Annotated in this window: 9 protein-coding genes; 5 read left to right on the top strand and 4 right to left on the bottom strand. The window is 71.4% G+C overall.

Annotated features, from left to right (window positions below; genetic code table 11):
- Positions 1-104: 104 nt before the first annotated feature.
- Both mobA and BA062_RS09240 read right to left on the bottom strand, forming a co-directional pair.
- Positions 105-650, bottom strand: a complete 546-nt coding sequence (gene mobA, locus BA062_RS09245; RefSeq protein ID WP_110335648.1) for a molybdenum cofactor guanylyltransferase — start codon at positions 648-650, stop codon at positions 105-107.
- Positions 647-2,011: an NlpC/P60 family protein gene (locus BA062_RS09240; RefSeq protein ID WP_168213910.1), complete on the bottom strand. Its 1,365-nt coding sequence runs from the start codon at positions 2,009-2,011 to the stop codon at positions 647-649. The genes mobA and BA062_RS09240 overlap by 4 nt, the downstream gene beginning before the upstream one ends.
- 220 nt (positions 2,012-2,231) lie before the next feature.
- On the opposite strand from BA062_RS09240, the gene BA062_RS09235 reads away from it, so the two are divergent.
- The 4 genes from BA062_RS09235 to BA062_RS09215 all read left to right on the top strand — a co-directional run bounded on the left by BA062_RS09235 (position 2,232) and on the right by BA062_RS09215 (position 8,034).
- On the top strand, positions 2,232-2,738 hold the full coding sequence (locus tag BA062_RS09235) for a hypothetical protein (RefSeq protein WP_210406810.1): 507 nt from the start codon (positions 2,232-2,234) through the stop codon (positions 2,736-2,738).
- The gene (locus tag BA062_RS09225; RefSeq protein WP_210406809.1) at positions 2,735-4,246 is read left to right on the top strand and encodes a flagellar basal body protein FliL; all 1,512 of its coding nucleotides are present in this window, start codon (positions 2,735-2,737) and stop codon (positions 4,244-4,246) included. The genes BA062_RS09235 and BA062_RS09225 overlap by 4 nt, the downstream gene beginning before the upstream one ends.
- Positions 4,247-4,437: 191 nt before the next feature.
- Positions 4,438-7,248 (top strand): aconitate hydratase AcnA, encoded by a 2,811-nt coding sequence (gene acnA, locus BA062_RS09220; protein ID WP_110335647.1) that lies wholly within the window; start codon positions 4,438-4,440, stop codon positions 7,246-7,248.
- A 75-nt stretch (positions 7,249-7,323) separates the two neighbouring features.
- Positions 7,324-8,034 (top strand): sulfite exporter TauE/SafE family protein, encoded by a 711-nt coding sequence (locus BA062_RS09215; protein WP_110335646.1) that lies wholly within the window; start codon positions 7,324-7,326, stop codon positions 8,032-8,034.
- A 78-nt stretch (positions 8,035-8,112) separates the two neighbouring features.
- Here the strand turns inward: BA062_RS09215 and BA062_RS09210 are convergent, their stop codons facing one another.
- Positions 8,113-8,727: a TetR/AcrR family transcriptional regulator gene (locus tag BA062_RS09210; protein WP_245959741.1), complete on the bottom strand. Its 615-nt coding sequence runs from the start codon at positions 8,725-8,727 to the stop codon at positions 8,113-8,115.
- Between the two features lie 113 nt (positions 8,728-8,840).
- Between BA062_RS09210 and BA062_RS09205 the strand changes: the two genes are divergently transcribed.
- Complete coding sequence (locus BA062_RS09205; RefSeq protein WP_110335644.1) at positions 8,841-11,066, top strand: MMPL family transporter; 2,226 nt, start codon at positions 8,841-8,843, stop codon at positions 11,064-11,066.
- A 57-nt stretch (positions 11,067-11,123) separates the two neighbouring features.
- On the opposite strand, the gene BA062_RS09200 is transcribed toward BA062_RS09205, so the two are convergent.
- The gene (locus BA062_RS09200; protein ID WP_110335643.1) at positions 11,124-12,650 is read right to left on the bottom strand and encodes an alpha/beta hydrolase; all 1,527 of its coding nucleotides are present in this window, start codon (positions 12,648-12,650) and stop codon (positions 11,124-11,126) included.
- Positions 12,651-12,678 lie beyond the last annotated feature (28 nt).

The following is a 12,678-nucleotide window of genomic DNA, read 5'->3' as shown; positions in this document are numbered from 1 at the left end:
ACGCCGTGTGACCGTACCCTCAGTGCCGGGCACGGTTGTTCGCGACCGTATCGCTCCAGCAAACCCGCTGACCGGTATGACCACTGTGAAGGCCCGCGGGGGCGTTACCCGCCGGGCAGATCCTCCGGAGTGTCCACGTCGGCGGCCTCTCCCGGCAGCGCCGGGACGTCCACTATGGACAGCCCGCCGAGCGTGCGCCGCAGTGACGCGCCCGCAGGGTCGGCGGGCAGGACCGACCGCAGCGCGCCGGTCCGCCACACGCCCAGGAGCCACTGCCGCCGTCCCTCGTCGTCCACGAGCACGGCCCCGTCGGCGTCGCCGAGGGCCGACCGCAGCCGTCCGATGGTCCGGGAGGTGACGGCGGAGAGGTCGGCGGCGAGCACGGCCACGACGTCGGCGGTGACCAGGTCGAGTCCGGCGGCGAGCGCGGCGACCGGACCGGAGCCCGGCGGATCCTCCCTGGTCCAGCGCACTCCGGGCACGCCCTCTCTGCGCGGGCCGACGACCACGACGTCGTCGGCCGCGTGCAGCGCCGCGACGGCACGCAGCAGCAGGGGCATGCCGCCGACCTCGAGCATCGGTTTGTCCACGCCGGCGAGCCTGCGCGCGGCGCCGCCGGCGAGCACGATGCCCGCGAGCGGCGGGGTCACCCGATCAAGCGGGTCGCGTACGGCATGATGTCGCCGTAGCGTACCGGGACCACCCGGACGTACCCACCCGAGTACGGCGCCTCGATCATCTGGCCGCCGCCCAGGTAGAGCGCCACGTGATGGATCCCGCTCGTGCCCCAGAAGAGCATGTCGCCGCGCCGCATCTGCGACAGCGGCACCTTGTAGCCGGCCTCGTACTGGTAGCCGCTGTAGTGCGGCAGCGCTTTGACCCCGGCGAAGGCGTAGATCATCAAGCCGGAGCAGTCGAAGCCGATCTTGTTGTAGTCGCCGTAGCTGTCGGCGACGCCGCCGTCGCGGATGCCGTAGGTCGGGCCGTAGGCGTTGCCGCCACCCCACGCGTACTGCACGCCGAGCTGCGACATCGCCCGCGCGATCACCGCCTCGACGGTGGCCCCGGCGGGGGCCGACGACGGCCGCGAGGTGACCGGGGCCGAGGAACCCGAGCCCGACGAGCCCGCGGCGAGTGCCGCCTGGCGGGCGCGCTCGGCCTCCTCGGCCTCCTTCTGGGCGAGCCAGTCCTCGTACCGCGCGCGCTGGCCCTCGAGCCCGTCGACCCGGGACTGAGCGTCGTAGAGCAGCTGCTCGACCCGCGACTTCTCGGCCTCGATCTCGCTGGTGCGGGCGGCCTGGCCCTGCTGGGCCTCGATCGCGGCGGTCTGTGCCTGGTCGGCGGCGGCCTTCGCCTGCTCGGCCTCGGTGCGCCGCTGCTGCGCGAGCTGCAGCGCCTCGCGCGCCGCGGCGTCCTTGTTGGACTTCTCGACCTGCGCGCGTTGCATGCCCTCGAGCGCGTCCAGCTGGCTGCCGCTCACGGCCTCCAGCAGCTGCGCGCGGGCGAGCAGGTCGTCGGGGCTGTCGGAGCCGAGGTAGGCGCCGATCGAGCCGATCGTGCTGCCCTGCCGGTAGCTGCCCGCCACGAACTGGTCGAGGTCCGCCCTCGCGGCCTCGATCGCGCCGGCGGCGGCGTCCGCCTCGGTCCGCGCCGCGGCCGCGTCGCGCTCGGCCTGGTCGGCGGCGTCGCGCGCGAGCTGCATGTCGACGCGGGCCTTGTTGGCCTGCTCCATCTTAAGCTCGACCTCGGACTGCAGCGCCGTCAGGCGGGACTCCGCCTCGGCGAGCTGGTTGGTGAGCTCGCCGACCTCGCCCGCCCTGGCGTTGGCGTGGTCGCGGCTGGCCTCCAGCTCGGAGTCACTCGGGTTCGGCGGGGGCGGCGGCACCGCGAGCCCGCCGCCCGCCGTGCCGAGCAGGGCGACCAGCGCCAGCGCACCCACCACGACGCCACGGCGCAGTCCCGCGCCGTATCCGCCCCACGGCCGCTGCGACCCGTTCCGCCCGTCCGGCACAGACTCCACCTCCCCTTCTGGTCCAGTAGAAACTGTGCCACTCGGAGCACAGCCACACCAGGTGTCACACCTGAAACTTCGTCATCGTGCGTTACATTTCCCCACAACGGGGGATATCGGGCGTGGCCGATTCGTGATGCGGCGGTGACCACGCCGGGGAAACGAGGACGCGCCGAGCCGCGTCTCACCACTGGATCGTTCGTCTCACTGGGGGTACCGCATGCCGGCCACTCGGCGCGTCGCCGCGACCTCGTTCGCGGTGCTCTGCTCGCTGGGCCTGGCGGTGGCCGTCACGGGGACGTTCCTGCCGTGGTTCCACTCGGGCACGGTCGAGCGCAGCAGCTACCAGGCGGTGGGCCTGGCCGGGCACTTCGACCTGCTGGACAACGCGCTCGTCACCGCGCTGCTCACCGGGTGGATCGCGGTGCCGCTGCTGTCCGCGGTGGCCGCCGGGCTGTTCGCCCTGCGGCTGCCGCGCACGGGAGCGGCGCTGGCCCTGGTCGTCGCGCTCGTCGTGGGAACCGTCTCGCTGCTCGCCGCCGTCCAAGGCGGCACCGCGAGCCGGTTCGTCGGCGTGACGACCACCGGCCCGATCACCACCACCACAGGCATGGCCATCGCGCTGTGCGGGGCTCTCGGCGTGCTCGTCGCCGCCCGGGGCACCCGCGGCGGCAGCCCGCCGCACCGGCAGAGCGCGCTAGAGGGAAGAGCAGGTGTGCGACCGTGACCAGTCCAGGCCAGGGGGACCAGTGGTCCCCGCAGCAACCGGGCGGCTATCCGCCTGGCCAGCCGCACGGCGGCCAGCAGTACCCGCAGCAGTACCCGGGCCAGCAGTACCCGCGGGACCCGCACGCCCAGTACCCCGGCCAGCAGTACCAGTACCCGCAGCAGCCGCACCCGCAGCCGTTCGACCCGGCCGCCGCCCAGCAACACGGCTACGGCGGCTACGGCGCCTTCCCCGGGCAGCAGCAGTCCTTCCCGGTCCCGCCACCGGCGGGCCCGCCTGCCAAGCGCAAGCGCGGGCTGATCATCGCGCTCGTCGCCGCGCTCGTGGTGGCGGGCGGCGGGGTCGCCAGCTGGTTCGCGTTCTGGCAGAGCGACTCCGTGGCCTCCGGCGCGGCGACGCCGGACGAGGCGGCGATGAACTTCGCGACCGCGCTGGGCAGTGGTGACGTCGTCGGCCTGCTCGGCACGCTCACGCCCGCCGAGGCCTCGCTGTTCACCGACCCGATCGGCGACGTCACCGGCGAGCTGAAGCGGCTCGGCGTGGTGACGCAGGACGCGAACCCGGAGCAGATCACCGGGCTGCGGATCGAGACGGAGAACCTGAAGTTCGACGAGTCGCAGGCCGAGCAGGTCAACGACCACGTGACCATCACCAAGCTCACCGGCGGCACGCTCACCCTCACGTCGGACCTGAGCCAGGTGCCGCTCGCCGGGGAGTACCGGGACCTGGCGCTCGAGAGCGCCGACCTCGGCGGCCCCTCGACGGAGCCCGAGACGGAGACGATCGACATCGCCGAGGTGGTGCGCGAGACCGGCGAGCCGATCCGCATCGCGACGGTCAAGGTCGGCGACGAGTGGTACCCGAGCCTGCTCTACAGCATCGCCGACTACGCGCTGCTCGAGGCGGACGCGGAGTGGCCGCAGCAGGCGATCCCGGCGAACGGCGCCGGCTCGCCGGACGAGGCCGTGCGCGCGACCGTGCAGGCCGCGCTCGACGGCGACCTGCGGCGCGTGGTGGAGCTGCTGCCGCCGGACGAGATGGGCGTGCTGCACGACGTCGGCCCCGTCCTGCTCGACGCACTCGGCGAGCCCTCCCCCGCCGGCGTGGAGATCACCCGGCTGGAGACCGAGAACAGCGAGGTCACCGGAGGCACCCGGGCCACCATCACCGCGCTGGAACTGGACGTCGAGGGTCAGGGCACGTTCGAGCTGACCAAGGACGGCGACTGCTACGCGATGACCGTCCAGGGCCAGTCCGACCGGCTCTGCGCCGATCAGCTCGCGGCACTGGCGGCGGGTGAGGCCGACGGCGACCTGCCGCCGGAGCTGCAGCAGATCCTCACCAACGTCGGCGGCGGCATCATGGAGCAGGGCCTCGGGGTGGTCACCACGGAGGTCGACGGCAAGCACTACGTCAGCCCGATCCGCACGTTCACCGAGTTCGGCATGACGTTCCTGCGCAGCATGCAGCCGGAGGACCTGAGGACGATCCTCGAGAACGCGAACTGACCTTCGCGCGCGGGAAAGGGCCCGGTACCACGTCGTGGTGCCGGGCCCTTCGCCACCTCCCCTTGAACAGAAAAAAGGACACGCGTACTGTTTAGGGCAGCAGGGCGTCATCGAGCCCACCTCTGCGGGCGCGACGGGGGTGCGCAAGACTCGGCCTGCGTACCCGAACGAACCGCCGCCAGGAGTTACACGTGACTGCACCTGCCAGCAAGGACAGCTTCGGGGCTCGCGACACGCTGAAGGTCGGTGACGCCTCCTACGAGGTGTTCCGCCTCAACAAGGTCGAGGGCTCGCAGCGCCTTCCGTACAGCCTCAAGATCCTGCTCGAGAACCTGCTGCGGACGGAGGACGGCGCCAACATCACCGCCGACCACATTCGCGCTCTCGGCAACTGGGACCCGAAGGCGGATCCGTCGACCGAGATCCAGTTCACCCCCGCCAGGGTGATCATGCAGGACTTCACCGGCGTCCCGTGCGTGGTCGACCTCGCCACGATGCGCGAGGCCGTCACCGATCTCGGTGGCGACCCCGACAAGGTCAACCCGCTGGCACCGGCCGAGCTGGTGATCGACCACTCGGTGATCATCGACGTCTTCGGCACCGCCGACGCCTTCGAGCGCAACGTCGAGATCGAGTACGGCCGCAACAAGGAGCGCTACCAGTTCCTGCGCTGGGGCCAGGGCGCCTTCGACGAGTTCAAGGTCGTCCCGCCCGGCACCGGCATCGTGCACCAGGTCAACATCGAGTACCTGGCCCGCACCGTCATGTCCCGCAACGGCCAGGCCTACCCCGACACCTGCGTGGGCACCGACTCCCACACCACCATGGTCAACGGGCTCGGCGTGCTCGGCTGGGGCGTCGGCGGCATCGAGGCCGAGGCCGCGATGCTCGGCCAGCCGGTGTCGATGCTGATCCCGCGCGTCGTCGGCTTCAAGCTGACCGGTGAGATCCCGGCGGGCGTCACCGCCACCGACGTCGTGCTGACGATCACCGAGATGCTGCGCCGCCACGGCGTGGTCGGCAAGTTCGTCGAGTTCTACGGCGAGAGCGTCGCCCAGGTGCCGCTGGCCAACCGCGCCACCATCGGCAACATGAGCCCCGAGTTCGGCTCCACCGCCGCGATCTTCCCGATCGACGACGAGACGATCCGCTACCTCAAGCTCACCGGCCGCTCGCCGGAGCAGCTGGCGCTGGTCGAGGCCTACGCCAAGGAGCAGGGTCTCTGGCACGACCCGAGCCACGAGGCGGAGTACTCCGAGTACCTCGAGCTGGACCTGTCCACCGTGGTGCCGTCGATCGCCGGCCCGAAGCGCCCGCAGGACCGCATCGAGCTGACCGACGCCAAGTCGTCGTTCCGCAAGTCGGTGCACGACTACGTCGAGGAGCAGTACCCGACGCCGCACACCAAGGTCGACGAGAAGGTCGAGGAGTCCTTCCCGGCCAGCGACGCCCCGGCGCTGTCCTTCGCTGACGAGGACGCCGTCGCCATCCCCACCGCCGCCAACGGCGCCTCGGGCCGGCCGACCAAGCCGGTCACCGTGAAGTCCGAGGACCGCGGCGAGTTCGTGCTCGACCACGGCGCCGTGGTGATCGCCTCGATCACCTCGTGCACCAACACCTCGAACCCCTCGGTGATGCTCGGCGCGGCCCTGCTCGCCAGGAACGCCGTCGAGAAGGGCCTCTCGGTCAAGCCGTGGGTCAAGACCTCGATGGCGCCCGGCTCGCAGGTCGTCACCAACTACTACGAGAAGGCCGGCCTCTGGCCGTACCTCGAGAAGCTGGGCTACCACCTGGTCGGCTACGGCTGCACCACCTGCATCGGCAACTCGGGCCCGCTGCCAGAGGAGATCTCCGCCGCGGTGCAGGAGAACGACCTCACGGTCGTGTCGGTGCTGTCCGGCAACCGCAACTTCGAGGGCCGCATCAACCCCGACGTGAAGATGAACTACCTGGCCTCGCCGCCGCTGGTCATCGCCTACGCGCTCGCGGGCACGATGGACTTCGACTTCGAGGAGCAGCCGCTCGGTCAGGACACCGACGGCAACGACGTCTTCCTGAAGGACATCTGGCCGACGCCGCAGGAGATCCAGCAGACGATCGACTCGGCGATCACGCAGGAGATGTTCAGCAAGGACTACGCCGACGTCTTCGACGGCGGCGAGCGCTGGAAGTCGCTGCCCACCCCGGAGGGCAAGACCTTCGCCTGGGACCCCGAGTCCACCTACGTCCGCAAGCCCCCGTACTTCGAGGGCATGACCGCCGAGCCGGCCCCGGTGTCCGACATCAGCGGTGCCCGGGTGCTCGCCAAGCTGGGCGACTCGGTGACCACGGACCACATCTCGCCCGCGGGCGCGATCAAGGCGGACTCCCCCGCCGGCCGGTACCTGCAGGAGCACGGCATCGACCGCAAGGACTTCAACTCCTACGGTTCCCGGCGCGGTAACCACGAGGTGATGATCCGCGGCACGTTCGCCAACATCCGGCTGCGCAACCAGCTGCTCGACGACGTGCAGGGCGGCTACACGCGCGACTTCACGCAGGAGGGCGGCCCGCAGGCGTTCATCTACGACGCCGCGCAGAACTACGCCAAGGCCGGCATCCCGCTGGTCGTGCTGGGCGGCAAGGAGTACGGCTCCGGCTCGTCGCGCGACTGGGCCGCCAAGGGCACGAGCCTGCTCGGCGTCCGCGCGGTGATCGCCGAGTCGTTCGAGCGCATCCACCGGTCGAACCTGATCGGCATGGGCGTGATCCCGCTGCAGTTCCCCGAGGGCGAGTCGGCGAAGTCGCTGGGCCTCGACGGCACGGAGACCTTCGCGATCGCGGGCATCACGAAGCTCAACGAGGGCGAGACGCCGCGCACCGTCAAGGTCACGGCGACCAAGGCCGATGGGACCACCGTCGAGTTCGACGCCGTGGTGCGGATCGACACCCCCGGTGAGGCGGACTACTACCGCAACGGCGGCATCCTGCAGTACGTGCTGCGGAAGATGACCCGCAGCTGAGCGGTGCCAGCGTCGGGAGACGGCCCGGTTCCCCTCGGGGAGCCGGGCCGTCTCACTGAATACGGAGGCGACAACGTGCCCGATCTGCTCGTGGGCCTGGTGGTGCTCGTCGGCGCTGTGGTGCAGGGCGCGGCCGGTTACGGCATGAACCTCGTCGCGGTTCCGCTGGTCGCACTGATCGACCCGAGGTTCCTGCCGGTGCCGCTGCTGCTGATCGCCAGCGCGCACGGACTGCTGGCGCTGGTCCGGGAGTACGGCGACACCGACTGGAGCGGCGTGGGCTGGGCGATGCTCGGCAGGGTCCCCGGCACGGCGCTCGGCGTGCTCGCGGTGGCGACGCTCGCCGAACGCCCGTTCTCGGTGGTCGTGGGCGCGGCCGTGCTCGCGTGCGTGGTGCTGTCGGTGCTGTCGTGGCGGCCCCGGCCGACCCGGGGTCCGCTGCTGGTCGCCGGGGTCGCGAGCGGCGCGTTCAGCACCGCGGCCTCGATCGGCGGTCCCCCGATCGCCCTGCTGTACCAGCACTCTCCGGGGCCGACGATCCGCGCGACGCTCGCCGCGACCTTCGGGCTCGGCACCCTGCTCTCCCTGGCCGGGCTCGGCGTCGGCGGCCAGGTGCACCTCACGCACTTCGTGTTCGCGGCGTGGCTGCTGCCGTTCCTGCTGGCGGGGTTCCTGCTCTCCGGCCCGGCGCGCCGCTTCCTCGACGGCGGCCGCATGCGCGTCGCGGTGCTCACGATCTCCGGGGCCAGCGCACTGGCCCTGCTCGTCCGCGCCGCCGTCGGCTAGGAGCGTGCTGAACGACCCCGCCCGCCGCGAGCGGCGATCCAGACGGCGACCTCGCAAGGCGGAGGATTCCAGGGTCGCTCACGCGCCGATGATCGGTTCCAGGTAGCCGCGCAGGGCGCGTTTCAGCTCGGCGATCCAGACCTCCCGCTCCCGCTCCGGCGCGGCGACGACCGTGTTGAGCAGTGCGCCGAAGATCTGCGTCGCGACCACCGCCGTGGTCCGCACGCTCTCCCCGGGAAGCCCGGGCGCTCGCGCGGCGAGCACCTCCGCGATCCTGCCCACCACCGCCTGGTGCAGCTGCCGGGTCGGCGCCGCGAGGCGCTCGGGCATGTCGGCGGCGTTGAACAGCGCCTTGAAGCCCGGGTTGGCGACGTTCACCTCGATCATCGGCCCGATCATCCGGTCGATCAGCTCCGCCAGTGGCAGCGTCGCGAACCCGGGGTCGAACGCCTTGTCGTGCGCGGCCTGCAGCGCCGTGCGGTACCGCTGCGCCAGCGCCTCGGCGATCGCCTCCTTGTTGGTGAAGAACTGGTAGAGCGTGCCGGGCGAGACGCCCGCCCTCGCCGCGATGGCGTTGGTCGTCGCCTTGGCGTACCCGGTCTCGGCGAACACCTCCGCCGCCGCGTCCGCGAGCTGTTCCATCCTGCGCCGGCCGCGTTCCTGCCGCTTGCGCTCCGGTTGCTGACCCGCCACCCCGGCATCGCCTCCCGCACTGGTTGACAAATGCGAGCGATCACTCGTAATTTCGAAAGCGAGCGATCACTCGTGTTTTCTCCAGCTTAGCGCCTCCCCAAGGAGACCAACCCGTGTCCAGACCGTCCCCCCGCCCGTCCGCCCTCGAGCGGCTCGGCCGGTTCACCGTGCGCCGCCGACGATGGGTGCTCACCATCGGCGTCCTCGTCACCGTGCTGTTCGGCGTTGTCGGCGCCGGTGCGCTGAACGCACTGTCACTGTCCCGGATCGACGCGCCGGGCTCCGAGTCCGACCGGGCACGCGCCGCACTCACCGAGCAGTTCGGCACCGGCTACCCCAACCTGACGTTCCTCGTCACCGCGAACGAGGGCACCGTCGACGACGCGGGCGTGCGCGCCGCGGGCGAGGAGCTCACCCGCGCGATCGCCGCCGAGCCCGGCGTCGCCGAGGCCGGGTCCTACTGGTCGCGCGGCGGCAGCCCGGCACTGCGCAGCGAGGACGGCACGCAGGCGCTGGTGCTGGTCCGCGTCCCCGGCGACGTCAACGAGGCCCGCGAACGCGTCGGCGAGCTCGCCGAGCGCTACGCCCGCGACGGCACCGTGATCGACGTCAGGGCAGGCGGCCAGGACGAGGTCTTCCGCGAGATCGGCGCCGAGTCCCGGCAGGACTTCCTGCGCGCCGAGATCATCGTGATCCCGCTGGTGTTCGTACTGCTGATGCTGTTCTACCGGCGCGTGACCCTCGCGCTCGTGACGCTCGGCATCGGCGTCTTCTCGATCGTCGGCACGCTCGCCGCGCTGCGCGGCGTCGCCTCCGTCACCACGGTCTCCACGTTCGCCGCCAACATCGCGCTCGTCATGGGGCTCGCGCTGGGCGTGGACTACTGCATGTTCCTCATCGCGCGCTTCCGGGAGGAGCTCGCGCGCGGCCACGACGTCGGCGACGCCGTCACCGTCGCCGTGCGGACGGCGGGCCGCACGGTGCTCTTCAGCGGACTGACCGTGGCGATCTCGCTGCTGTCGCTGATGCTGTTCCCGCTGCCCTTCCTGCAGTCGTTCGGCTACGGCGGCGCGTTCGTGGTGCTCACCGCGGTCGGGGGAGCGCTGGTGCTGCTGCCCGCGGCGCTCGCCACGCTCGGCACGCGCGCCGCGTACCGGCCGGGCCGCGAACCGAGGCACACCGAACGCGGGGGCTGGTACCGCCTCGCGAACGCCGTGATGCGGCGTCCCGCGCTCACCGGCGGCCTGATGCTCGTGCTCGTGCTCGTGCTCTCGGCCCCCGTCACCGGGCTGCGCTTCGGGATGCCCGACGCGCGGATCCTGCCCTCCGACTCCGCCAGCCGGGCCACCGCCGACGAGATCAGGGCCGGGTTCGCGCAGGAGGAATCCGACGCGCTCTACCTCGTCGCCCCCGGCGGCGGCGAGGTCTCCGGCTACGCCGCCGCACTGTCCGAAGTGGACGGGATCACGCAGGTCGACAGCGCCGAGGGGTCCTTCGTGGACGGCGACCGGATCGCGGCCGCCGCCGACCCGGGCCGGTTCACCGCGGACGGCGGGACGTTCCTCGTCGCCATCCCGTCCCAGCAGGCCCTCGAAGGCGACCCGGTGGACCTCGTCGCGAGCGTGCGCGCGGTCGCGGCGCCGTTCGACGTGCTGATCGGCGGCACGCCCGCGGAGATGGTCGACTGGCGCACCGACATGACCGAGCGGATGCCGCTGGTGCTCGCGACGATCCTCGTGCTGACGTTCGTGATCCTGTTCCTGATGACCGGCAGCGTGCTGCTGCCGCTGAAGGCGACCGTGCTGAACCTGCTCAGCATGGGCGTGATGTTCGGCGTCCTGGTGTGGGTCTTCCAGGACGGCAACCTCTCCGGGGCGCTCGGCTTCACCGCGACCGGCACCCTCGAGTCCAGCATCCCGATCCTGATGTTCTGCATCGTCTACGGGCTGTCGATGGACTACGAGGTGTTCATCGTCTCCCGCATCCGCGAGGAGTACCTGCGCACCGGGGACAGCCGCGCCGCGGTGCCGCTCGGCCTGCAGCGCAGCGCGCCGCTCATCACCACGGCGGCCGTGATCCTGGCGGCGTCGTTCGCGGTGTACGCCACGGGCGGTGTCGTCTACCTGAAGATGATCGGCGTCGGCATGGCCGTGGCGGTGCTGGTGGACGCGCTGCTGATCCGGGGCGTCCTGCTGCCCGCGTTCATGCGGCTGGCCGGCGGCGCGAACTGGTGGGCGCCGCCGGTGCTGCGCCGCGTGCACGAGCGCTTCGGGATCTCCGAGGCGGAACCGGACGCACCGCAGGGGCGGCGCGAGCCCGTGGCCGCCGCCGGGAGGTAGCGCACACGAGGAGGCCCGTGCGGTGCGTCCCTCACCGCACGGGCCCCGTACCCCGCACTACTGCGGGGCGTCGAAAGGTCGCGTGTCCGGCTGGTAGACCTTGCCGCGTGGCGGCACCGTGAGGTTCACCAGGTAGTCCGACACGGCACGGTCGACGCCCCCGGAATCGCCGAGGATGCAGTGGCCGAAGGCGTTGACCGACAGCAGCCGCGAGTAGCCGAGCTCGTCGGCCATGCGCTGGGAGAACTCGTACCGCGTCGCGGGGTCGTAGTAGTTGCCGACCACGAGCACCGGATTCTCGGTGGCCGCGTTCCACGGACCCCGGTAGGTCTCCTTGCCGCCCTTCCACAGCGGGCACGCGGCCGGGTCCGCGAACGCCTGGTACCGCCCGAACGCGGGCGAGGACTTCTCCCAGCGGGCCGCGATCTCCGGCAGCTGCCCTGACGGGTAGCCGAACGGCTTGTCGGCGCAGTTGACGGCGAAGTACGAGTCGTCGGAGCTGTACTCGCTCTCCGGCCGGACGTCGTGGTGCGGCTTCTGCTTCGGGTTGAGCAGCGTCCCGAGATCGCGCGCGTTCACCACCTTCGGCGTCGTGTTCGGCGGCGGCTTGACGACGCCGTAGAGCTGCTGGAGGTCCTCGGCCAGCCCCGAGAACGAGCTCGGCGAGTACAGCGTGCCGCCGATGCCGCTGATGAACGCGTTGAGGTCCACCGACGAGCCGTCCGGCAGGTTCACCGGCTGCTGCCGGATGCTGCGCAGCAACTCGTCGAACTTCTGCCTCGGGTTGCCGTCGCCGAAGGCACACTGCGGCCGCGCCTTGGCGCATTCGGTCAGGAACGCCTCCAGCGCGTGCTCGAAGCCCTCGGCGCGCTGCCGGTCGTAGCGCAGCCCGTCCGTGGTGCGCAGCGCCGGATCGACGTTGCCGTCGAGCACCATCGTGCGGACCTTCTCGGGGAACAGGTTCGCGTAGGTGGCGCCGAGCAGTGTGCCGTAGGAGAACCCGACGTAGTTCAGCTTCTCGTCACCGACCGCACCGCGCAGCAGGTCGAGGTCCCTCGCCACGTCCTCTGTGGACATGTGCTGCAGCAGCGAGCCCGCGTTGCGCTGGCAGAACTCGCCGTAGTCGCGGTAGGTGCTCAGCGCGTCGGAGATCTGCCGCCGGGTGGAGGGCACGGAGACGAGCCTGGCCTGGACGTCGTCGGCGTCCTCGGAGGTGGTGAAACAGCGCAGCGGGCTGGAGTCGCCGACGCCGCGCGGGTCGAAGCCGATGATGTCGAACCGGTCGAGCACGGCGGGTTCGAAGAACTGGTCGGCCGACATCGGCATCGTGAGGCCGGAGGCGCCGGGACCGCCGGGGTTGAGGAACAGCGACCCGAGCTTCTGGTCCGGTTTGTTCGCCTCCCGGCGCATGAGCGCGAGATCCATCGTGCCGAGCGCGGCGTTGTCGTGGTCGATCGGCACGCGGTAGGTCGCACAGCTGTACGTTCCCTGCGCCTGCTCCACCCGCGCCTGCTCGCACGGTTCCCAGGCGACCTTCGGCGGTCCCTGCGCGGACGCCGTCGCCGGGACGACCGCGAGCGTCATCCCCACGAGCAGTGTGCCGACTCCAGCC

The sequence above is a fragment of the Prauserella flavalba genome (genome assembly GCF_003202235.1).
GTDB lineage: Bacteria > Actinomycetota > Actinomycetes > Mycobacteriales > Pseudonocardiaceae > Prauserella_A > Prauserella_A flavalba.
Note: the sequence above shows the minus strand (reverse complement) of the source record. Positions and strands in the feature narration are given on the sequence as shown.

Bases quoted from the DNA above. Each gene is read 5' to 3' on its own strand.
- BA062_RS09235 (WP_210406810.1), top strand. From the start codon at position 2,232: ATGCCGGCCACTCGGCGCGTCGCCGCGACCTCGTTCGCGGTGCTCTGC.
- BA062_RS09200 (WP_110335643.1), bottom strand. From the start codon at position 12,650: ATGACGCTCGCGGTCGTCCCGGCGACGGCGTCCGCGCAGGGACCGCCG.